We start from the raw sequence: 20,773 nt of genomic DNA on the forward strand, positions 1-20,773 counted from the left end.
CTCCCTTGTCGGCGATGCGCGCCTCAATCCAGCCGGTCACGCCGGCCAGTTTGCGGTGACCACCTCCGTTACCTTGCGGTCGTGGTGTCAGTGATCCGGTTTCCCGCCGCAGCTTGATCAGATCGTTCACAAATCTCGGCGAAACCCGGAAGTGCCGCGCCGCATCGCGGTGCCCGCGACCTTCATCGACAAAAGCGACGACGCGCTCGCGTAGCTCTATTGGATGTGGTTTGCCCATCTGAGACCCCTATATCTGCCTCAACAGAAGGGAATCACATCACAACCAATCTGGGAAGCCTGAATCAGATAGGCCGCGAAACGCTCTAGGGGGGCTTTGCCCCCCGCGCTCTTGCGAGCGCTCCCCCCAAGATATTTTTGGTCAGAAGATGAACTGCGTTTCCTCTTTCCTCAATTATCCCCGCCGGAGGCACGATCCGAAGGATTGTTCCCGTGCGGTTGGCCGAAAAGGGTTAGGTCCGCAATTTCAGGGCTTTACTCGCTAACGTCTGCCATTTCCTTCAGTGCGGCGAGAAGCTGGGCGATTTCGGCTTCCGTGTTGTAGTGACAAAGCGAAATGCGGATGCAATCCGGCAGGCCGAGCGGGTCCAGAACGTTGCTGCTGTAATGGTCCGCTTTGCGCGTATGTGTGCGAATACCCTGTTCGTTGAGACGGGTAACCACGTCGGGCGACGGCATTCCTTCGACAACGATCGACACCAGCCCTTCGCGCGCCGGGTTATCCGCACCGCCCAGGATGCGAATGTGGGCCATGTCCCTCAGCCCCGGCAGGTTGCCGGTTCCGTTGATCATCGCATTGGTAAGGCTGGTCTCGTAGGAATGGATGGCGCGGCCGGCCGCTTCAATGCGTGCACGCCGGTCAGTCTCGTCGGAGATTTCGCCGCCGAGCCACTCGAAATAGGCAACCACATCCGAGATCGTGGCATAGGCGCCGGTGTCGCGCGTGCCGAATTCCCAGCCCGTTGCCGGGGCGCCGATCAACTTGTCATGCGGCATCGCCCCGAAACGGTCCGAAACCCATGCGATGCCGTATCCGTGCCTGGAGAACACCTTGTAGGGCGATATCGCGTAGCCATCGATGCCGTAGGAATCGATGTTCAACTGCCCGTGCGCGGCGTGCTGGATGCCGTCGACGACGATCAGGCAGTCCGGGGAAACCGCGCGGATGGCTTTGGAAATGGCGGCCACATCCATGCCCATGCCGGTCACCGGCGAGGCGTGCAGGATCGTGGCAACTGAGACATCGGGCGTCATCAGCGCCGCGTAATCCTCGGGCCGGACTGTTCCGGTGTCGTCGTCATGCTGGACATTGACGTAATCGAGCCCGGAAATTTCGGCCCAACGCCGCGCCGCGCTGCGGCTGGCCGGGTGCTCGATGGAGGAGCCGATGACCTTTGAGCCCTTCGGCGCGTTGACACAGGCGGTGCGGATCATCCGGAACAGCAGTTCCGTTCCGCTCTCGCCGGCAAAGAACTGCCCCGAGGAGGCGTTCATGAACAGGGCAAGGTCGGCCTTCGCCTTTTCGATCGTGGCGACGAGTGCATGGGCGGCGGGGTTGTCCCGGCCCTGGTTGTCGGGGATGGCGGCATACTTGGCTGAGGTCTCGACGACCGATTTCAGCGTGAGCGCGCCGCCGGCATTCTCGAAAAATATCCGCGGTCCCTGGAAGGGGCAGCTGTCCACATGGGCAAATCGGTCGCGAATCGCCGCGATCAGCGACGGGGTATCCTGGATCATCGTCATGTCCTGTCTGAAGCCGGAACATTCGGCTCTCGATGGAGGGCATCGAGAGCGGGCGCGGCGACATTGTCACCAACGGCAGGCTGTGTCGAGTTCACAACTCCGCGCCGTGTCGCCGCGTCGGGCTCGACGGCATTTCGTCCGCCGGCTTCAGTAACAGTCAGGAAGCAGTGCCAGATACCGGGAGTCCTCCGCAGTATGACCATGGTCGTACGACCATGGGACCGTAGATCGAGATTGGGCGGTGAGGAACATTGGCGGGAGCATTCGGTATTTCAGGAGGAGACACCCATGAATGAAATGAGCCAGCCCATCACGGACTACTTCACCTCGCCGTTCAAGGCGCGCTACGACAACTTCATCGGCGGACGCTTCGTGCCGCCAATGAGCGGTCAGTATTTCGACAACGCCACGCCCATCACCGGCGCGAAGATTTGCGAAGTCGCGCGCTCCGGCGCTGCCGATGTCGAGGCGGCGCTCGATGCCGCGCATGCGGCGCGGGAAGCCTGGGGCGCAACCTCGGCAGCGGAACGCTCCAACATCCTGCTCAAGATCTGTCCGGTGGGTGCTGACGTCAGACACAACTCTTCGAGATTGGCCATGTGCTGGCCTATTCGATGGGCTTCGTGATCGTGATGTACCTGCTGGGCGGGCTGGTGATTTCCCGTCTGCTCGACACGGGTTCCTGATGCGGAAATGGCCGACTCCGGGGGATCGGCCGCCAGCGTGAACTGCTCTGCGTCGCGTCTGCGGTTTTCCCGAACCCGCTCAGACAGGCGATGACATCCGCAATATCCTGTTTCTTGCGAAGCCCGGCAAAAGGCATCGAGCCACCCGGAACGACCTCCTTGGGTTTGCTCAGAAAAGCCGCGAGCGTTGCCGCGTCCCAGGTCAGTCCGCCTTCGGCAAGCTCCTTGAGCGAGGAGGAATACTTGAGATCCGGCCTCTGTCCCGCGGGCCTGCCGACAATCCCGTTGAGCAACGGGCCGGTCTTGTTCGTGGCGTCGTCACCCACGGCATGGCAGGCCTTGCACTTGCGGAAGACTTTGCCGCCCTTTTCCGGGTCGCCCTCGGCGATTGCGGTGGCGGCCAGGCCAACGGACGCGAATGCTCCCCAAAATCCGAACAACTTCATGGCGTTCCCTTTCCTGATCCTGTCAGGAGCGAGAAGTAACAGTCCGGTCGCAGCCGGAATATTGGACTTTGGTTTGATGGTGGCGGTTTTTCTGGCGGGACGTCCCGAGATTGGCAGGGGGATGCCGCATAGGCGATCCCCCTGCATCATCCCACGAGGTTACCAGGCGTTCGTGTAAAGCGAGAAAATATCGTAGCGGCTGAGATCGACCGGGTTCCAGTCAAGCAGGCGGCGGATGGCATGGGCCTCGTCCGCCATGTTCCCCAGGTCGTCCTCCGGCACGCCATGCGCGCGAAGACGCATGTCGAGGCCGAGCGCGGCGCAGAATGCTTTCGCTCCGGCACGAATATCCTCCGCGGATCCAGTCGCGAAGCCGAGCGCCTCGCAGATGATCGCGGTCTTTTCCGGCACAGCGGCTGCGTTGGCCGCCAGCACATGCGGGAACATCAGCGCGTTGGCGATCCCGTGCGGCAGTTTGTGGCGCGTTCCGAGCGGGTAGGAAGTGGCATGCCCGGCGGTCGTGTTGACCGGTCCGAGGCAGACGCCGCCGTAAAAGGCCGCGAGCGCCAGCCCGACGCGCGCCTCGGCATCGTCGCCGTTTTCCACGGCCCGCTTGAGAAAACGGCCAACCAGCGCAATCCCTTGGCGCGCATACTCGTCGATGATCGGGTGGGAGCGCTTGGAGGTGAAGGCTTCCACGCAATGCGCCATCGCGTCGACCCCGGTGGCGGCGGTCACGAAAGGCGGGACGGACATGGTCAGCATCGGGTCGATAATTGAGAGATCGGCCAGCATGTGGCGGCTCTCGGTGGCGACCTTGCTCTGTGTCTCCGGATCGGTGACCAGTGCGCGGGTGCCAACTTCCGAGCCGGTGCCGGCGGTGGTCGGAACCTGCACGAGGCCGACCATGCGGGGCGGTGCGCGGTGCGGGCCGCTGATTTCGGACAACTCGAGCGATTGGCCAACCATGACCGCCACCAGCTTGGCAAGGTCCATCGCGGAGCCACCGCCGAAACCGATGATGAGGTCGGCGCCTTCAGCCGCCTGAACCGCCGTTTTCAGGTTCGGGATGTCGGGTTCGGGAACGACGTCGCCGAAACAGCCAACCTCCCCCAGTCCGAGCAGTGCCAGTCGTTTCGCATTCACCGCATCGGCGACGACAAAGGGTTTCTCATACCCTTTCTCGGCCACCCAGGTGGGAAGATTCGCCAGTGCATCGGTTCCGAAGCGTATCGACGGGGGGAATTGAAGTTCAATTGGTTGGGTGAGGTCTGTCATGATTCCTCTCCGCCTTCTGTTGTTCCGGATCTAGGCGCGATCTGAGCGGCCTTGGCGGAGCCGGTATCTGACAGGTTGGAACACTGCCCGCACCGCCTTCGCTCGCGTGACCGCCAACAGGAAATACTCCTTCGCGTAACTCTTCGGATAGGAGTGGGCAATAAATTTATCAACATATTATTGCCTGCGGTTTTGATGCGACGTTCTGGCGCTTTTGTCGGTTGTTTTGGGTGCGTGATAATAGCATAAAATAAATAAAAACACATAAATAGGAGGATATTTGCAATTCGCCTAATGGATGAGCGTGGTAAATATATACCCGAAATTCGTATGAAATACGGGAATAAAAAAGACAACTAAACAAAAATTTTGACTTCCCGATCGGGTTGCTCAAGGTTCGGCGCGAGACGGCCGGAGGCGAACGACTCTGGCGCATCTCGGTTGGATGCCGGGTGCGGCTGCGACAAGGGAGAGTCACTTGAGCGGTATTGACGAACGTCCGAGCGATACGGTCATCGGAATGGGCTTGCTTGCCTTCTGTGCCTTCGCTGCCTGGAGAACCCTTCGGATCAAAGTTCAGGCCGGATCGACCATCGCGGGGCCGTCCTTTCTGCCGTGGCTCATGATCGTGGCGATCTCAGTTTTTTCAATCATCATGATCGTGCGGGCATTGCGCCGTGAGCATGGCGAGACGATCGCCCTTCCGGACCGCGCCGCGCTGGTGAAGATCGGTATCTTCATCGTGCTGCTCGTCGCCTATGCCGCTGCATTCATGCCGGTGGGCTACCTGATCTCGACTTTTGCAGTCTTCATCGCCGGGCTCTGGCTCTTCGGCGAAAGGCGCATCCTGATGCTCACGCTCTTTCCCGTTGCCATGGTTGGCACCGTCTATCTCGGCTTCACCGAGGTTCTGAAAGTCTGGCTTCCGTAAGCGGGTGCCGGATTCCCGAAAAACGACTTGTTCAATGGAGGAGGACCCCATGACAAAACGTAACCTCATTGCCGCGACGGCTCTCGCATCGCTCTTCGCGTTGCCTGGCCTCGCGGAGTTTCCCGATAGCCCGATCCAGGTGATCGTGCCCTAATCGGCGGGCGGTTCGACGGACCTGTCGATGCGCCTGCTGGCAGACAGCATTGAACGCAACTTCGACGGCGTGACCGTCGTGGTGCGCAACCAGCCCGGTGGCGGCGGCGGAATCGGCACCTCCGCGACAGTGCACGCCCGCCCCCGATGGCTACACCGTTGGCGGTGGAGCGCAGGGCCCGCTCGCGCTGCTGCCGCACCTGGGTGGCACGGACTATTCCATTGATGACGTCGATTTCGTTGGCGTGATCTCCCGCTCGCTGCAAGTGCTTGTCGCTTGCAAGGATGCGCCCTTCACCGACTATGACAGCTTCATCGAATTCGCCGGGAGCGAGAAGCCGCAAATCGGCAATTCGGGTGCTGGCGGCGCCAACCATATCTCTGCCGAGGCTTTTGCCGCCGCAGCCGGGATCGGGGTGGAAAGCGTGCCCTTTAACGGCTTCGCCGATGCGCGTACCGCTTGTGTCGGTGGCCATATCGACGCCATGGTCGCCTCGCCGGCCGAGGCGCTGGAGCAGTCCCGCGCCGGCAACATGACGCCGATCTTCATCATGGAAGACGAGCGCATCGACCTCTTCCCGGACACGCCCACGGCTGTCGAAAATGGTGTCGATTTCACCTGGTCGTCCTGGAAGTCCTGGGTCGCGCCGAAGGGTATCGAACCGGAGCAGCTGGAATGGCTGCGCAATGCCGTCAAGGTCGCCGCTCAGGACGAGGAGTTCGTCCAGAAGATGACCGACATGGGCGAGTTCGTTGTCTATGAAGATGCCGCAACCTTCGAGAAGCGCGCCATGGGCGACAGCAAGATGGCCCACGACGCCATCGAAGCACTCGGCATGCTCGGCATGAACAACTGAGCCGAAACTTGCCGGCTCTCGAATACCGGGGAGCGCAAGATATGCCGCGCTCCCCGGCCTCCTCTTTCCGGTCCACGAGGGCCGTTGCGGGATGAACTGCCTGACATGGAAACGCTGTCCTACCTAACCCAACTCCTGAACCCCGCGATCCTGGGCGCCATTGCGCTCGGCACGTTCGGCGGCCTGATCATCGGTGCGCTGCCGGGGGCTGACTGCAACCATGGGGGTCGCGCTTCTCATTCCGCTGACCTTCGGCATGACCCCCGTCATGGGGATCAACATGCTGATCGGCATCTATATCGGCGGTATCTACGGCGGCTGCGTCTCTTCTATCCTGCTGCGTACTCCCGGCACGCCGGCCTCCGCCGCGACCGTGCTCGATGGCTACCCGATGGCCCAGAAGGGCGAAGCGGGCAAGGCGCTTGGCATGGCGACCATCGGTTCCACGGTGGGCGGCCTGTTCGCCGCCATCGTTCTGGCAACGCTGGCGCCGCAACTGGCGGAAATCGCGCTGGAGTTCGGCGCACCGGAGTATTTCGCCCTGGCACTGTTCGGGCTGACCATCATCGCTTCGCTCTCGGGCGACATCCTCAAGGGGGCGATCTCCGGCATGCTCGGCGTGCTCATCGCCTGCGTCGGTGCCGACCCGATCTCGGGCGTGCTGCGCTACACCTTCGGTGTGTCCGGCTTTGCGTCCGGCTTTGCGTTCACACCGGCACTGATCGGCCTCTTCGCCCTCTCCGAAGTCTTCAGCCAGATGGAAAAACATGCCACTGGCGAGATCGTCTCGCGGAAGATCGCCGGTCGTTGGCCCTCATGGGCCGACCTGCGTGAAAGCCGCAGCGCCCTGTTGCGCGGCTCGATCATCGGCACTTTCATCGGTATCGTGCCCGGTACCGGCTCCGGCACCGCCTCCTGGATCGCCTATAACGAGGTTCGCCGCTCTTCGAAAACGCCCGAGAAATTCGGCACTGGCTACGCTCCCGGCATCGCCGCCACCGAAAGCGCAAACAACGCTGTCTGCGCCGCGGCCCTGATTCCTCTGCTGGCACTTGGTATCCCCGGCGATGTCGTTACTGCCGTCCTGATGGGCGGGTTGATGATCCAAGGGCTCGCCCCGGGGCCGTTGATGTTCCAGTCCAACCCGGATGTGATCGTCGGTATCTTCGGCGGCACCTTCCTGGCCACGATCTTCATGTTCGTCTTCGGCATGGCGCTGATCCCGCTCTTCAGCCGCATCCTGATGATCCCGCGCCACGTGCTGTCGGTGTCGATCATTGTCTTCTGCTTCATCGGTTCCTTCGCCATCAACCTGAACCCGGTCGACCTCTACACGATGGTGGGCTTCGGGGTGCTTGGCTGGGGCATGCAGAAATTCGGCTTCAGCCAGGCCGCGCTCTGTATCGCGCTGATCCTCGGTCCGATGATGGAATCCAACCTCCGGCGCGGGCTGCTGCAGACCCATGACAACCTGTTCGAATTTGCTTCCGGCCCGATCACCCAACTCTTCCTGCTGCTGACGGTTCTGTCGCTCGCCTGGCCGATGATTGCCAAGCGCCTCGCCCGCCGCAGCGCATCTTCCCAAAAAAGGGACAACGCATGACCAAATCTGCCTATGTGGCCCTCGTCACCTGCTTCAATGAAGACGAGACCCTCAACTACGAGGCCACCCGCGCCCAGGTGCGCCGCCAGGTCGAAGCCGGCAACAACATCCTCTGCGCCGGGACGAATGGCGACTTTTCGGCCCTGACCTTCGACGAGAAGGTGAAGCTGACCGAGGAAGTTGTCGACGAGGTTGCCGGCAAGGTGAAGGTGATCGTCAATGCCGGCATGCCGGCCACCTTCGAGACGCTGAAGCTGGCCAAGGAATTCGACCGGATTGGCGTCGATGGCATCGCTGTCATCACACCCTTCTTCATCGCCTGTACGCAGGACGGCCTGATCCGCCATTACCACACCGTCGCCGACGGTGTTTCGACGCCGATCTATCTCTACGATATCCCGGCCCGCACGCAGAACCATATCGAGCCGGAAACCGCTGCCAAGCTGGCCGATCACCCGAACATTGCCGGTATCAAGGATAGCGGTGGCGCCAAGGAAACACTGGAAGCCTACATGGCCGTTGGCAAGGCGAAGGAAGGCTTCGAGGTCTATTCGGGCCCCGACCACCTCGTCCACTGGGCGCTGCAGAACGGCGCCGCCGGCTGCATCTCGGGCCTTGGCAACGTCATGCCGAACGTGCTGGCCAGGATCGTCTCCTGCTACAACGCCGGCGCCGAAGCGGGTGCTGCCGCCGCGCAGGAAGCCTATACCGGCATGCGTGTCGATCTCTACAAGCTCGGTTTCCCGCCCGCGATGGTCAAGCGCGCGCTCTGGGTGATGGATCACTCCGTCGGCGCCTCGCGTCAGCCCGCGCTTTTGCCTGATCCCGAGCAGGACAAGGAAATCGAGGCCATTCTCAAGAAATTTGAGCTGATCTGATGACGGTTGTTCTCACCACATCTCCCGGTTTCGGCAAGCATGGCCGTGTGCCGGACCTGATTGCCGAGAACGGATGGGAGCTGATCCGCTGCGTGGACCGCGACATTCCCGATGGCGGCGTCTCCGAACATATCGCCCGTGCCGATGTGCTGGTGGTCGGGTTGATCGCGGTCACCAAGGCGTCCCTGAAAGGGGCCGCCAACCTGAAGGGTGTCATCAAGCATGGTGTCGGCGTCGATAATATCGACGTCCCCGCCTGCACGGCGGCCGGCCTGCCAGTGATGAATACGCCCGGCGCCAATGCCAACGCGGTTGCCGAGCTTGCGATGGGCTTCATGTTCGCGCTGGCCCGCAACATACCCTCTAGCCACGCCTCCGTCATCGCCGGGGGCTGGGACCGCAAGGTCGGCACCGAGCTTTCCGGCAAGACGGTGGGGATCGTGGGCCTGGGCAATATCGGCCGCAAGCTTGCCCTCGCCGCGCGCGGCATCGGCATGAAATGGTTGCGACCGACCCCTATGCCGACAAGGATTTTACCGCCGCGAACGAGATCCGGATTCTTGAGCTGGACGATCTGCTCAAGGTGTCCGACTATGTCTCGTTGCATATCTTTGGCGGGGCGGAAAATGCCGGGCTGATCAATGCGGAGAAGCTCAAGCTGATGAAGCCGACGGCCTGCCTGCTCAACCTTGCTCGTGGCGAAGTTGTCGATCTGGATGCCGTTGCCGCGGCGCTGGAGGCCGGCACGCTCGGTGGCGTGGGCATCGACGCCTATGTCTCGGAGCCGCCCAACGCGAGCCACCCGGTGTTCCACCATCCGCGCGCGGTCTTCATGCCGCATTCGGGTGCGGACACCAAGGAGTCGGTCGAGAACATGGGGCTGATGGTGATAGAGGATATCGAGGCCCTGCTGGCCGGGCAGATGCCCGCGCGTTGCCTCAATGCCAGCGACCTTGCCCCCGTGGCCGATCCCGTCGGCTGAACCGGCTGGCGCCAAGGAGTGAATAGAATGAGTGAAAAACCGATTGTCATCACCATGGGCGACCCCGCCGGAGTCGGCGCCGAAGTGACGGTCAAGGCGATCGCCAGCCTGCCTTTCGAGGAGCGCGCCTGCAAGGTTTGCGATCTGTCCCTTCGCCTCACCGAATATGGCTCGCCGGTCGAGGGCGCGCTGTCTCTGGTGCATGTTCCCGTTGACGGCCTGCCGGGCAAGTTCGGCGTCGTCGAGGCGGCCTGCGGCGAGGCGTCCTACCGCTACATCGTCAAGGCTGTCGAGATGACGATGAGCGGGCAGGCCGGTGCAATCGTGACCGCGCCGCTCAGCAAGGAGGCGCTCAACGCCGCCGGCCATCACTACGACGGTCATACAGGCATGCTCGCGGACCTGACAGGGAGCAAGTCCTCCAGGATGCTGCTTGCCTCTCCCACTCTCAACGTGATCCACGTCTCGACCCATGTTTCGCTCAAGGATGCGATCACCAAACGGGCCATGCCACAGCGCATCTACGAGACCATCGTTACCGGCTACCGCCACATGCAGCGCATGGGGATCGAGGCCCCGCGTATCGGGGTGGCGGGTATCAACCCCAATTGCGGCGAGAACGGGCTTTTCGGCCGCGAGGACGATTTGCAGGTCACACCGGGCGTCGAGCGTGCGAAGGCGGACGGGATCGACGTGGTCGGCCCGATCCCTGCCGATACCGCCTATTACCGGGCCCATACCGGCGATTTCGACTTAATGGTCGCCCAATATCACGATCAGGGCCATATCCCGGTGAAGCTGATCGCCTTCGACACCGCGATCAACTGTTCGCTGGGCCTGCCCATCGACCGCTGCTCGGTCGATCATGGCACGGCCTTCGGCATCGCCGGCACCGGCGTGGCCAAACATGTCAACATGCTGGCCGCGCTCGACTACGGCAAGAAGCTGGCATCCACTCGCGGCTGAGCCGGCCTCTCCCTCCCGCTGCCGTTAACCTCCGCGAGGGATCCGGACGGTGCCTGTTTCAGGCGCCGTCCGTTTTCGTTTCCGATCCGTTCGTCGGGCTTTCCTTCATCCGCAGGTCGAGCAACCCGCCGCCGAACAGCCGGTCGCGGGAATGCTCAAGATGCATGCGCATCAAGCCGCGCGCCTCTTCGGGTTTTTGCAGGTGGATGGCGTCGAAGATCGCCTTGTGCTCTTCCAGAACGCTGGCCAGGCCAGTCGGCCCTTCGGTGATGATCGCGTTGCCGTGCAGCGTCATGCCGACATTGATCTGTTCCCGAAGCGCGCGCAGGGAGGCGTCGAAATAGTGGTTGTTCGAAGCCTTGGTGATGCCGTGGTGAAAGGCGAAATCGGCGTCTTCGCGGTGTTGCTGAGATTCCATGGCTGAACGCAGAAGGTCCAGCGACATCTCGATCTCTTCCAAGATCTCCGAATTGCGCCGCTGCGCGGCCAATGCGCAGGCTTCGGTTTCCAGATTAAGGCGGAACTCGTAGCAGCGCTGGATGTCGGCGAGGGTCTCGACCCGTGCATATCCCACGGGCATCGTCTTGTGCGCGCGCACAAAGGAGCCGGCGCCCTGACGGGAATAGATCATGTCTTCCTGGCGGAGGCGTTCCAGAGCGGCCCGGAGGACCGGGCGGGACACGTCGAAATCGGCTGCCAGAACGGTTTCCGGCGGCAGTTTCTGGTTCGTCGGATAGTCGCCGTTGATGATCCGGCTGTAGAGCACGTGATAGACGTGATCGGTCAGCGTCGTTCGCCGTTTCGTCCGTTCCGGCTTCATCGTCCGTTCTCCCTGATGGCTCAATCCTGATCGACTCGCTCCGATCCGGTTGCATTGGTCAGAAGCTCGACGAGTTTTACAAGGGTGTCGGGCGGACCGAAACCGCCGGACTTCGTGATGATGTCGATCGTGCGCGGGCCGTCAAGGCTGCGGGAAAACGGCACGCCGGGTAGCAACTCGCCGGAAATCTCGAGCAATCCGACATCGAGCTTGCGCAGGATCGCCGCCGCAGTCTCGCCGCCGCATCCGAAAAGCGTTGGCATTTCCGACCTCGAAAGGGCGCGTGCAATCCCTGCCGCGAATGCCTCTCCAGCCAAACGGCCATTCACCTTGACGTCGCCCGCTGTCATCTGGACAAGCGTCGTTTCAGTGAGCTGCGTCTCGGGCACGGCGCCATTGGGCGCAGGAACTTTGGGCAGGATGTCGAGCGCGGCGACTTGTGCAAGAGTCACCGGGTCGCGTGAGCCGATGGCCAGGAGGGCAGGCGCGCGCGGTAAAAGAACCGACCGGGGTTTGTGCCGCGGCACGAGTCTCTTGGCCGGCGCCTCCGCGAGCCCGACCGCTCCGACGAAGAGCATTTCGGACAGATCCTCTGGCAGCGCCGCGTCGATATCGACCTGGCTTGACACGTCGGGCACCTGCGCTGGCCGCCCGATTTTCGGCGTGACTACAATTGGCGTCGTCACGCCCGCGCCGCAGACAGCCCCTCCCATAACGTGGCGGCCGAGGCACGGTATTGCGGGGCAGGCAAGCAATTGCGTGCTTGCCGGAAGCGACATCCCGTCGATTTCGGCGGCGATATGACCTTTCAACCTGCTATCGACCTTCTTGAAAAGCACTCCCCGGAATCCGGCGGAAGATCTGCGCACCTTCGCCATCGCGGCCCGGGCCGATTTTGCGCCGCCTTCTCGCGAGTTGGTGGCGACCGCAACCGCATCGGCGCCGAGCGCCATGGCTGCGCCAAGATCGTCCGGGGACAGGGCGACGACGACGCGCATGCCGCGGACCGAGAATGCCACGGCGCTGTCGAGGGCTCCGGTAACGTCGTCGGCAATGATCAGCACATCTGGATTCATGAGGGGTGCCATCTCCAATCCTGGCGAAGCGAGGTCCGAACCGGTGCAGCCCGCGCAAGCCTAAGCATCGAGCCACACGAGGGCGGTGGCGTCGCGCGGCGCGTGCAGACTCGCTTTCTGACTATTTATCATGTTGTAAGTTGGTTTCGCGAAAAGTTCAATTTTTCCTTTCTATTTCCTTTGGAAAACCTTTTTACATCTTTCAATTTCGGTGTCGGAGTTCTTGGTGCGCACCGACAAGTCGGTGCTGTGGAAAGCGCGGCAGACGGAGGACGCCAAAATCTGTTCTGGGGGACTATCGACAGGGAGGGAGGTCAGGCTCTCGGAGGCCCGTTTTTTGAAGATTTCATTCGAGGAGGGGGCGGCGCGGGAAGCGCTTCTCGTTCTTCAATCCGGGCGGCCTGACTCTCAAGCCATTGCCTGCATTGCAGTTTTTGCAATTCTGCAATGCAGCGTTAACGCTACCATTGATTCTGGAACTCGCCCATTCTGTTCACAACGGTCGTCATTATAGGAGTGCATAAAATGGAAAGACCTCTCGTAGAGATCGAACGGGAAGCCAACCAGATCCGTGCCGAATTCATTCGCAAGCTCGCCGGGCAATTTGGCCAGTTCGTGAAGCGAACATTTGAACGTCTCACATCCGTTCAGGGCCAGGCTTCCGGTGTGGAGGCAAAGTGACATGGTAAACGATCTGATCAAGCATCTCGAAGAGCGTGATGTTTACATATCCCCGACCATGAAAGCGGAAATTCTTCAGGCCCAACGTCTCTCCGACGACGTCATCTCCATGATGAACTGGTTCGGCCGTGTCATGACCGCGTTGTCCTCTCTGCGCAAGAACGTGGTGCTGGGCGATGCCGAGGCCAGCAAGGGCTGATCGCCAGTTCTGCAAAGCATCCGATCTCGAGTCCGTTGGGGGGAGCTCGTGATTGGGTTTCGAGTCCGACATTCCCGAACGCCCATTGATTGTGATTGGCGCGTGCCGTCCAATTGCAGGAGAACAGCAAAAAGCTGACTTTTCTCGACGTTGTCGTTGAAGTACGGAGTGCCCGTCTTTCAGTTCACGCCTGCCTTGAGCAGAACCATGAAGGAGCTGTCAAAATGCTCCGACATCGCCGCCTCCGCACGCACCGCTTCCCGCGTCGTAATCGCACGTGCGATCCGCTCGTGGCACTTGATGTTTTCCAACCGGTTCTCCGGTGTTCCTCGGGCGTGCCAGCCGATATCCCATGTCTGCCGGGTGATGATGCGGAAGGAATTGATCAGAACCGAGTAGATCGGGTTGCCCGAAGCCTGGGCAATGAGTTCGTGGAAGCGGATATCGAGGTCGCGCACCCGGTGGGAATCGCGCTCGAGCGCCTCTTCCATGCCGGAAACCAGTTCGAGCAGCTCCAGCGCCTGCCTGTCGCTGCGATGAAGTGCCGCGAGGCTGACGGTGCGCATTTCCAGTGTCCGGCGCACATCCTGCACCTGAGCCACCGACAATTGCTTCGTATAGACGGTGTGTTCGACGATGACGGCGAGCGCCTCGGCGGTCGGACCCGCGACTCGGGCCCGCCGGCCACTCCCGACATCCAGGATGCGGAGTGCGGCGAGTCCGCGCAGTGCTTCCCGGGCGACCGTGCGGGAAATGCCCAACTGGTTGGCGAAGGCGGTTTCGGACGGCAGAACGTCCCCGGCTTTTAACTCCTTTTCATGGATAAATTTTCTGATGTCCGACATCGTTCGTTCGACGAGGCTTGACGTTTTTTCTTCGTCTGGTTCGCTCGATTGTATGATAGGTTTGTTTATTCTATCGTATTAAACCTATACTTAACTCTTCCATTAATTACCATGCTGTCGTATCAGGCGGCAAGAAATGATAGACTCGCTTCAGGGTGCACCACCCGTTTGCAAAGTGCAGTCCACGACGAAAAAGGGGGACTCCCATGAAAATCACAGCCATCCGGACATTCCGGATCGAGGCGCGCCAGAATATTCTCTGGGTGCATGTCGAGACCGATGAGGGGGTTATCGGTCTGGGCGAGACCTTCTATGGCGCGGCCGCGGTCGAGGCGCATATCCACGACACGCTTGCCAGCCGTCTGCTTGGACAGAACCCGCTCCATATCGAAGCGCTCCACAAGGAGATGCTGAACCTGCCAAACGCGCAGAGCTCCACCGGCGTCGAATATCGTGCCTGCTCGGCTGTCGATATTGCCCTGTGGGATCTGTTCGGAAAGGTCTGCGGCCAGCCGGTTCACCAGATGCTGGGCGGGCTCTGCTTCGACAAGATGCGCGTCTACAATACCTGCGCCGGCACGAGATACGTCGCCACGAATAACATCAAACCGGTCGACACCTGGAATTTCGGCAAAGACGGGCAATACGAAGACCTGCAGGCCTTCATGACCGATGCCGGTGCGCTGGCCGAAGACCTGCTGGACAATGGCATCACGGCGATGAAGATCTGGCCCTTCGACCCGGCGGCGATGGAGAACAAGGGTCTGTGGATCTCGGTCGAGCAGATGAAGGCCGCCATCAAGCCCTTCGAGCAGATCCGCAACGCCGTTGGCGACAAGATGGAGATCATGGTCGAGTTCCACTCGCTGTGGAACCTGCCGACCGCAAAGAAGATCGCCAAGGCGCTCGAGCCCTTCGCGCCGACCTGGTACGAAGACTCGATCCGGATGAACTCGCCGCAGGCGCTCGCCGAATACGCCCGTTCGACCGACGTGTGGACCTGTGCTTCCGAGACGCTCGGTTCGCGCTATGCCTTCAAGGAATTTCTCGACCGCGACGCCTGCCACGTCGTGATGGCCGATCTCTGCTGGACCGGCGGGCTCACCGAGGGCCGCAAGATCGCCGCAATGGCCGAGACCTATCACCGTCCCTTCGCCCCGCATGACTGCATCGGCCCGGTCGGCTTCGCGGCGGCGGTTCACATGAGCTTCAGTCAGCCCAACACCCTGATCCAGGAATCCGTGCGCGCGTTCTACAAGGGCTGGTATCGCGACCTGGTGACTGAGGTGCCGAAAATCGAAGGTGGATACGTCTACCCGATGGAAGGCCCCGGCCTTGGAACCGAGCTTCAGCCCGGCTTCTTCGAGCGCTCCGACCTGAGCACGCGCGCTTCCGAACTTTGAGGAAAAGATAATGAGCACGAAACTCTTCGATCTCAGCGGCAAGACCGCAATGATTACCGGTTCTTCCCGCGGCCTCGGTCGCGCCATGGCCGAAGGTATGGCTGCCGCCGGCGCCAGCGTCATTCTCAATGGTGTCAACGAGGCACGGTTGCAGGAAGCGGTGGAGGAAATGAAGGCCGAAGGCTACGATGTCATCGGCGCTCCCTTCGACGTGGCCGACGAGGCTGCCATCGTCGCCGCCTTCGAGAAACTCGACGCCGATGGCGTCGCGGTCGACATCCTGGTCAACAATGCCGGCATCCAGTTTCGCAAGCCCATCGTCGAGCTTGAAACCAAGGACTGGCAGAAAGTCATCGACGTCAACCTGACGGCGGTTTTCATTTGCGGCCGCGAGGCTGCCAAGCGGATGATCCCGCGCGGCCACGGCAAGATCATCAATATCGGTTCGTTGCTTTCCGATGCGGCGCGGGCAACCGTCAGCCCCTATGGCGCGGCCAAGGGTGGCGTGCGGATGCTGACCAAGATCATGACCGCCGAATGGGCTTCCAAGGGGATCCAGGTCAACGCCATCGGCCCGGGCTACATGGCGACCGAAATGAACACGGCCCTGATCGAGAACGAAGAGTTCAACGAATGGGTCTGCAAGCGGACCCCGTCGGGTCGCTGGGGCCAGCCGGAAGAGATGGCCGGCACGGCGATCTACCTCGCCTCCGACGCCTCCAATTACATCAACGGCCAGCTCATCTACGTCGATGGCGGCATGATCTCGGTGCTCTGACATGAAAGCAGTTATAATCCACGCCCCGCATGACCTTCGTGTCGAGGAAATTGACGCCGCCCAGCCGGCAGGCGAAGGAGAGGTCAAGGTTGCGATCGCCCGCGGCGGTATCTGCGGATCGGACCTTCACTATTACCACGACGGCGGTTTCGGCACCGTCCGCATCAAGCATCCGATGGCGCTTGGCCACGAGGTTTCGGGCGTCGTGACTGAACTCGGCGCCGGTGTTGCCGGGCTTGCCGTGGGCGACAAGGTCGCGGTGAACCCTTCGCGCCCTTGCGGGACCTGCGAGTTCTGCAAGAAGGACATGCGCCACGAATGCCTCGACATGCGCTTCAACGGCTCGGCCATGCGGATGCCGCATGAGCAGGGCTTGTTCCTTGCCGAGGTCAACGTGCCGGCCGAGCAGGCTGTGCGGGTGTCGCCGGAAACCGATCTCGGTCTCGCGGCGCTCTGCGAGCCGTTCTCGGTCTGCCTGCACGCCGTCAATCAGGCCGGCCCGCTTCTGGGCAAGCGGGTGCTGATCTCGGGCTCCGGCCCCATTGGCTGTCTCTGCGTCGCCGCGGCGCGGCTTGCCGGTGCGACCGAGATCATCGTCACGGACATCACGCCCGCGCCGCTGAAGATCGCCGCCGAGATGGGCGCCGATCGCTGCATCGACCTTTTGGCCGAACCCGAGGCGCTCGACGCGCTACGGGAGCACAAGGGCCGGATCGACTGTGTCTTTGAGTGCTCCGGCGCGGCCCCCGCGCTCAAGACCGCCTGCGAAGTCGTCACACCCGGCGGGCAGATTGTCACCGTCGGCCTCGGCAGCGAACCGGTGCTGCCGCTGAGCCTCGTCGTGACCAAGGAAATCAAGCTTTCCGGTTCGTTCCGCTTCGACCACGAATTCGCGGTCGCCGCAGAGCTGATCGACCGCGGACGGGTGAACCTCGCCCCGGTCCTGACCGGCGAGTTCCCGGTGGACGATGCCGTCGCCGCCTTCGACTTCGCCTCCGACAAGGCCAAGGCCATGAAGGTGCAAATCCGTTTCGAGCAGGGGTAAGCGGCCCCTGTTAATGTCAACGTGCAAGGGAGGATCCCCATGAATCGCACACGTACATTCACCACTGCCATCGCGCTCGCCGTAACGGCGTTTAGCGTCTCGGCCCAGGAATGCCGTAACGGCGTTTAGCGTCTCGGCCCAGGAATACAGCTTCCGCTTCCAGTCGTCGGATCCGGCAGGCAACCCGAACTTCGAGTACCAGGTTGCCTGGACCGAGGCGCTCAAGGAAATGACCGACGGCAAGGTCTCGGTCGAGATGCTGCCCGTGGGTACGATCGTCGACTACAAGGAGACGCTTGAAGCCGTCGGTGCCGGCCTGCTCGACGGCCATATCTGCGACAGCTCCTACTGGGCAGGCAAGGATCCGGCATTTGGCCTGATCGCCAACCCGGTCGGCGCATGGTCTGACCCGGCCCAGATGATCGACTTCGTCGAGAATGGCGGCGGCAAGGAACTGATGCGCGAACTGGAAGCCCCCTATTGCGTCCACTTCATCGGCGTGTCGACCCCGGGTCTGGAAGCCTTCGTCTCCAAGGTGCCGCTTGACGGCGTCGACGATCTGAAGGGCCTCAAGATGCGCTCGCCGGAAGGCCCGATCGCCAACGTGTTCCGTGCCGCCGGCGCGGCTCCGGTGAACCTGCCGGCCTCCGAAGTCTACACCGCGCTCGACAAGGGCGTGATCGACGCCGCCGACTATTCCGTGTTCTCTGTGAACCAGGAAGTCGGCATGAATGAAGTTGCCCCGCACCCGGTCTACCCGGGCTTCCACTCGCTGCCGCTCGTCGAGATCTCGATGAACCAGGCGAAGTGGGATGCGCTGCCGGAAGACATCCAGCAAGCCTTCTACGACTCGATCAAGGTGTTCCAGGAAGACCAAGTCGGTGGCCTGAAAGAGCGTGACCTTGCCGCCATCGAAACCGCCAAGGCCGAGGGCATCACCGTGCATGACTGGCCGGCCGATGAGCGCGCCAAGTTCCGTGCCATCGCCAAGGAAGAGTGGAAGTCGCTCGCCGAGGGTTCGCCGATGGCCCAGAAGGTCTATGACACGCTGACCGCCTATCTGACCGAGAACGGGCTTCTGAACTAAGAAATGCCCTGATCGTGGGCGGGCCATTACTGGCCCGCCCTTTTCTTTCCCCTCTTACGGGCAAATCCCCAAATGACCGAAAACACAGAAATGGATCCCGGGTTGGATCCTTCGGCAGCGGCCGAGCCTTCCACCCGCAAGGTCGACCGTGGCGCCGTCCGAGAGGCCGGCCGGTTCGGCAAGATCATCAACGCGGGCGGCTTTATCTTCGCAGTAGCGATCTGTGCCTCTGCCTGCATCCTGCTGATCGAGGTCTTCCTGCGCTATGTGCTCAACAGCCCGACCGTATGGGCACATGAGACGACGACCTTTCTCTGCGGTATCTCCTTCCTCTATGGCGGGCTCTACTGCGCATCGCGTAACAGCCATATCCGCGTGGTTCTGATTTACGACATCCTGCCCTCCCGCGTGCGCCGGGTCTTCGATATCCTGATCTCCATCGCGTCCTTCATCGCGGCAGGTTTCTTCACCTATGCCGCCTGGATCATGTCCGAAAAAGCGCTGTTCTCGCCCGTGGGCGACTTCCGGATGGAGCGTTCCGGCTCTGCCTGGAACCCGCCGACCCCGGCGCTGGTGAAGACCTTCCTGCTGATCGTGATGATCCTCATGACGATCCAGTTCCTGATCCTTTCGTGGAACTACATCCGGCGTGTCACCGAGGAGACGAAATAAATGAACGCTATCATCGACTTCGCCGCGATCGGCATCGGCAACTCGACGCTGATGATGTTCGGCCTGATGGTGGTGCTGCTGCTCACCGGCATGCCGCTGGCATTCGTCACGCTGCTTGTCTCGCTGACATTCGCGCTGCTGGGCTTCGGCCCGATCGCCGTGCAGGTGATCTCCTCCCGGATCTACACCTTCGTCGAGAACTTCGTCTTTGTCTCGGTGCCAATGTTCGTCCTCATGGCGGCCATTCTCGACCGATCAGGCATCGCGCGAGACCTCTTCGACGCGATGAAGCTGGTTGGTGGTCGGATCAGGGGCGGCGTGGCGGTGCAAACCATCTTCGTCTCGATCATCCTGGCGGCCATGTCGGGGATCATCGGCGGCGAGGTCGTTCTGCTCGGCCTGCTTGCGCTGCCGCAAATGCTGCGCCAGGGCTATGACCGCAACCTCTCCATCGGCGTTGTCTGCGCGGGCGGTTCGCTCGGTACCATGGTGCCGCCGTCGATCGTGCTCATCATCTACGGGCTGACTGCCTCGGTCTCGATCGGCGACCTCTTCACCGCGGCCTTCATCCCCGGCTTCATGCTGGCCTCCTTCTACGTGCTCTACGTGCTGTTTCGGGCCTATTTCACCCCGGGCGCGGTGCCTCCTCCCGAGGTCCAGCATATCCCGGCAGCCGAGAAGATCCGCCTTGCCAAGGGCCTCTTCCTGCCGATCCTCGTCGTCATCGCCGTGCTCGGCTCGATTTATGGCGGCATCGCCTCCGTGACCGAAGCCTCCGCGGTCGGTGTTGGTGGCGTGCTGCTCTCGACCGTCATCCGCGGCGAGTTCACCTGGGGCCTGCTAAAGGGCGCGGCCATGCAGACGCTGGCCACCGTGGGCATGATCGTCTGGATCGGCATCGGCGCTACCGCGCTGGTTGGGGTTTATAATCTCATGGGCGGCATCAAGTTCATCTCGGACCTGATGTACGGCATCTCCGACAACCCCACCGTGATCGTGCTGTTCATGATGGCGATCCTCTTCGTGCTCGGCGCCTTCCTTGACTGGGTCGGCGTGGCGTTGCTGACGATGCCGATCTTCGTGCCGATCATCAAGTCGCTGGGGCTGGACCCGATCTGGTTCGGCGTGGTCTTCTGCATGAACATGCAGGTGAGCTTCCTCTCTCCGCCCTTCGGTCCGGCTGCCTTCTACCTCAAGTCTGTGGTTCCGGACGACATCACGCTCGGAATCATCTTCCGCTCGCTGCTGCCGTTCATCGCGATGCAGGTGCTGGCCGTGGGCCTTCTGGTCGCCTTCCCGCAGATCGCGCTGTTCTGGTTCGACTGACCTGGAAAGGCCATGCCGCGCGCCAGACCTCCCACGGCGCGCGGCACGCTCATCGAGGCTCCGGCCGATGAGTTTCGCTCGCAGCAATGGCCGGCACTGCCGCCCACATGCTGCGAGCGTTTTTTCGTGAAAGCCCTTAGTCGAGCGAGAAGACGACGTTGGTCTGCCCGGTTCCCGACGACGGGAAATACTCGGTGACCACCTCGCCCTTGCCCTTGTACTTGTCCCATCCGAGGGCACCGAAAAGCATGATCGTGTCATCGGCCGTCGATCCCAGCATGGTCGCCGCCGGGCCGACGC

The 20,773-nt window shown here is 61.7% G+C and carries 19 protein-coding genes and 4 pseudogenes; 15 read left to right on the plus strand and 8 right to left on the minus strand.

Annotation, left to right across the window (positions count from 1 at the left end):
• Nucleotides 1-238: helix-turn-helix domain-containing protein (locus tag BLR85_RS22575; RefSeq protein ID WP_139188512.1), on the minus strand; the 238-nt coding region annotated here is incomplete at its 3' end.
• A gap of 254 nt (nucleotides 239-492) precedes the next feature.
• Nucleotides 493-1,755 (minus strand): aminotransferase class V-fold PLP-dependent enzyme, encoded by a 1,263-nt coding sequence (locus BLR85_RS22580; RefSeq protein ID WP_093162835.1) that lies wholly within the window; start codon nucleotides 1,753-1,755, stop codon nucleotides 493-495.
• Nucleotides 1,756-2,049: 294 nt separating this feature from the next.
• Here BLR85_RS22580 and BLR85_RS22585 point away from each other — a divergent pair.
• Nucleotides 2,050-2,313: pseudogene (locus BLR85_RS22585) on the plus strand (aldehyde dehydrogenase family protein); the annotation flags it as partial.
• A 55-nt stretch (nucleotides 2,314-2,368) separates the two neighbouring features.
• Here the strand turns inward: BLR85_RS22585 and BLR85_RS22590 are convergent.
• Both BLR85_RS22590 and BLR85_RS22595 read right to left on the minus strand, forming a co-directional pair.
• Nucleotides 2,369-2,893: a c-type cytochrome gene (locus BLR85_RS22590; RefSeq protein ID WP_139188513.1), complete on the minus strand. Its 525-nt coding sequence runs from the start codon at nucleotides 2,891-2,893 to the stop codon at nucleotides 2,369-2,371.
• A 159-nt stretch (nucleotides 2,894-3,052) separates the two neighbouring features.
• Nucleotides 3,053-4,174 (minus strand): iron-containing alcohol dehydrogenase, encoded by a 1,122-nt coding sequence (locus tag BLR85_RS22595; RefSeq protein WP_212635139.1) that lies wholly within the window; start codon nucleotides 4,172-4,174, stop codon nucleotides 3,053-3,055.
• 475 nt (nucleotides 4,175-4,649) lie between these two features.
• Between BLR85_RS22595 and BLR85_RS22600 the strand changes: the two genes are divergently transcribed.
• From BLR85_RS22600 to pdxA, 6 genes and pseudogenes are all read left to right on the plus strand, one after another.
• On the plus strand, nucleotides 4,650-5,102 hold the full coding sequence (locus BLR85_RS22600; RefSeq protein ID WP_244520836.1) for a tripartite tricarboxylate transporter TctB family protein: 453 nt from the start codon (nucleotides 4,650-4,652) through the stop codon (nucleotides 5,100-5,102).
• Between the two features lie 251 nt (nucleotides 5,103-5,353).
• A complete protein-coding gene (locus BLR85_RS22605; protein ID WP_244520837.1) occupies nucleotides 5,354-6,112 on the plus strand; it encodes a tripartite tricarboxylate transporter substrate binding protein in 759 nt (252 codons plus the stop codon).
• Between the two features lie 220 nt (nucleotides 6,113-6,332).
• Nucleotides 6,333-7,715 (plus strand): tripartite tricarboxylate transporter permease, encoded by a 1,383-nt coding sequence (locus tag BLR85_RS22610; protein ID WP_244520838.1) that lies wholly within the window; start codon nucleotides 6,333-6,335, stop codon nucleotides 7,713-7,715.
• The gene (locus BLR85_RS22615; RefSeq protein WP_093162786.1) at nucleotides 7,712-8,593 is read left to right on the plus strand and encodes a dihydrodipicolinate synthase family protein; all 882 of its coding nucleotides are present in this window, start codon (nucleotides 7,712-7,714) and stop codon (nucleotides 8,591-8,593) included. Before BLR85_RS22610 ends, BLR85_RS22615 begins: the two co-directional genes overlap by 4 nt.
• Nucleotides 8,593-9,575, plus strand: a pseudogene (locus BLR85_RS22620) (phosphoglycerate dehydrogenase). Before BLR85_RS22615 ends, BLR85_RS22620 begins: the two are co-directional and overlap by 1 nt.
• A gap of 27 nt (nucleotides 9,576-9,602) precedes the next feature.
• Nucleotides 9,603-10,541, plus strand: a complete 939-nt coding sequence (gene pdxA / locus BLR85_RS22625; protein ID WP_093162789.1) for a 4-hydroxythreonine-4-phosphate dehydrogenase PdxA — start codon at nucleotides 9,603-9,605, stop codon at nucleotides 10,539-10,541.
• Between the two features lie 58 nt (nucleotides 10,542-10,599).
• Here the strand turns inward: pdxA and BLR85_RS22630 are convergent, their stop codons facing one another.
• Together BLR85_RS22630 and BLR85_RS22635 are read right to left on the minus strand one after the other, a co-directional pair.
• The gene (locus tag BLR85_RS22630; protein WP_093162792.1) at nucleotides 10,600-11,361 is read right to left on the minus strand and encodes a FadR/GntR family transcriptional regulator; all 762 of its coding nucleotides are present in this window, start codon (nucleotides 11,359-11,361) and stop codon (nucleotides 10,600-10,602) included.
• A gap of 20 nt (nucleotides 11,362-11,381) precedes the next feature.
• A complete protein-coding gene (locus tag BLR85_RS22635) occupies nucleotides 11,382-12,449 on the minus strand; it encodes a four-carbon acid sugar kinase family protein (protein WP_244520839.1) in 1,068 nt (355 codons plus the stop codon).
• A gap of 513 nt (nucleotides 12,450-12,962) precedes the next feature.
• Here BLR85_RS22635 and BLR85_RS29315 point away from each other — a divergent pair.
• Both BLR85_RS29315 and BLR85_RS22640 read left to right on the plus strand, forming a co-directional pair.
• Complete coding sequence (locus BLR85_RS29315; RefSeq protein WP_170844712.1) at nucleotides 12,963-13,118, plus strand: RSP_7527 family protein; 156 nt, start codon at nucleotides 12,963-12,965, stop codon at nucleotides 13,116-13,118.
• Between the two features lies 1 nt (nucleotide 13,119).
• Nucleotides 13,120-13,317 (plus strand): hypothetical protein, encoded by a 198-nt coding sequence (locus tag BLR85_RS22640; protein WP_093162800.1) that lies wholly within the window; start codon nucleotides 13,120-13,122, stop codon nucleotides 13,315-13,317.
• 179 nt (nucleotides 13,318-13,496) lie between these two features.
• Here BLR85_RS22640 and BLR85_RS22645 read toward each other — a convergent pair whose 3' ends face one another.
• On the minus strand, nucleotides 13,497-14,162 hold the full coding sequence (locus BLR85_RS22645) for a FadR/GntR family transcriptional regulator (RefSeq protein WP_093162803.1): 666 nt from the start codon (nucleotides 14,160-14,162) through the stop codon (nucleotides 13,497-13,499).
• Between the two features lie 206 nt (nucleotides 14,163-14,368).
• Here BLR85_RS22645 and BLR85_RS22650 point away from each other — a divergent pair, with 206 nt between their 5' ends.
• The 6 genes and pseudogenes from BLR85_RS22650 to BLR85_RS22675 all read left to right on the plus strand — a co-directional run bounded on the left by BLR85_RS22650 (nucleotide 14,369) and on the right by BLR85_RS22675 (nucleotide 20,473).
• Nucleotides 14,369-15,565 carry a mandelate racemase/muconate lactonizing enzyme family protein gene (locus tag BLR85_RS22650; RefSeq protein ID WP_093162807.1) on the plus strand — a complete coding sequence of 399 codons (1,197 nt, stop codon included), beginning with the start codon at nucleotides 14,369-14,371 and terminating at the stop codon, nucleotides 15,563-15,565.
• A 10-nt stretch (nucleotides 15,566-15,575) separates the two neighbouring features.
• Entirely contained in the window at nucleotides 15,576-16,343 is a 768-nt protein-coding gene (locus BLR85_RS22655; protein WP_093162810.1) for a glucose 1-dehydrogenase, read from the plus strand.
• A gap of 1 nt (nucleotide 16,344) precedes the next feature.
• Complete coding sequence (locus BLR85_RS22660) at nucleotides 16,345-17,388, plus strand: L-idonate 5-dehydrogenase (protein WP_093162813.1); 1,044 nt, start codon at nucleotides 16,345-16,347, stop codon at nucleotides 17,386-17,388.
• 136 nt (nucleotides 17,389-17,524) lie between these two features.
• Nucleotides 17,525-18,475 (plus strand): annotated as a pseudogene (locus BLR85_RS22665) (TRAP transporter substrate-binding protein); the annotation flags it as partial.
• A gap of 72 nt (nucleotides 18,476-18,547) precedes the next feature.
• Entirely contained in the window at nucleotides 18,548-19,147 is a 600-nt protein-coding gene (locus BLR85_RS22670) for a TRAP transporter small permease subunit (protein ID WP_244520840.1), read from the plus strand.
• Nucleotides 19,148-20,473, plus strand: coding sequence for a TRAP transporter large permease (locus BLR85_RS22675; protein ID WP_093162816.1), 1,326 nt, complete (start codon nucleotides 19,148-19,150; stop codon nucleotides 20,471-20,473).
• 136 nt (nucleotides 20,474-20,609) lie between these two features.
• On the opposite strand, the pseudogene BLR85_RS30560 reads toward BLR85_RS22675, so the two are convergent.
• Nucleotides 20,610-20,732 (minus strand): annotated as a pseudogene (locus BLR85_RS30560) (3,4-dihydroxyphenylacetate 2,3-dioxygenase); the annotation flags it as partial.
• Between the last annotated feature and the right edge of the window lie 41 nt (nucleotides 20,733-20,773).

Source organism: Aliiruegeria lutimaris (assembly GCF_900099935.1).
Lineage (GTDB): Bacteria > Pseudomonadota > Alphaproteobacteria > Rhodobacterales > Rhodobacteraceae > Tropicimonas > Tropicimonas lutimaris.

Coding starts and splice junctions, on each gene's coding strand:
- BLR85_RS22630 (WP_093162792.1), bottom strand. CDS start 11,361: ATGAAGCCGGAACGGACGAAACGGCGAACGACGCTGACCGATCACGTC.
- BLR85_RS22655 (WP_093162810.1), top strand. CDS start 15,576: ATGAGCACGAAACTCTTCGATCTCAGCGGCAAGACCGCAATGATTACC.
- BLR85_RS22670 (WP_244520840.1), top strand. CDS start 18,548: ATGACCGAAAACACAGAAATGGATCCCGGGTTGGATCCTTCGGCAGCG.
- BLR85_RS22610 (WP_244520838.1), top strand. CDS start 6,333: ATGGGGGTCGCGCTTCTCATTCCGCTGACCTTCGGCATGACCCCCGTC.
- BLR85_RS22660 (WP_093162813.1), top strand. CDS start 16,345: ATGAAAGCAGTTATAATCCACGCCCCGCATGACCTTCGTGTCGAGGAA.
- pdxA (WP_093162789.1), top strand. CDS start 9,603: ATGAGTGAAAAACCGATTGTCATCACCATGGGCGACCCCGCCGGAGTC.
- BLR85_RS22615 (WP_093162786.1), top strand. CDS start 7,712: ATGACCAAATCTGCCTATGTGGCCCTCGTCACCTGCTTCAATGAAGAC.
- BLR85_RS22590 (WP_139188513.1), bottom strand. CDS start 2,893: ATGAAGTTGTTCGGATTTTGGGGAGCATTCGCGTCCGTTGGCCTGGCC.
- BLR85_RS22675 (WP_093162816.1), top strand. CDS start 19,148: ATGAACGCTATCATCGACTTCGCCGCGATCGGCATCGGCAACTCGACG.
- BLR85_RS22580 (WP_093162835.1), bottom strand. CDS start 1,755: ATGATCCAGGATACCCCGTCGCTGATCGCGGCGATTCGCGACCGATTT.
- BLR85_RS22645 (WP_093162803.1), bottom strand. CDS start 14,162: ATGTCGGACATCAGAAAATTTATCCATGAAAAGGAGTTAAAAGCCGGG.
- BLR85_RS22635 (WP_244520839.1), bottom strand. CDS start 12,449: ATGGCACCCCTCATGAATCCAGATGTGCTGATCATTGCCGACGACGTT.
- BLR85_RS22640 (WP_093162800.1), top strand. CDS start 13,120: ATGGTAAACGATCTGATCAAGCATCTCGAAGAGCGTGATGTTTACATA.
- BLR85_RS22650 (WP_093162807.1), top strand. CDS start 14,369: ATGAAAATCACAGCCATCCGGACATTCCGGATCGAGGCGCGCCAGAAT.
- BLR85_RS29315 (WP_170844712.1), top strand. CDS start 12,963: ATGGAAAGACCTCTCGTAGAGATCGAACGGGAAGCCAACCAGATCCGT.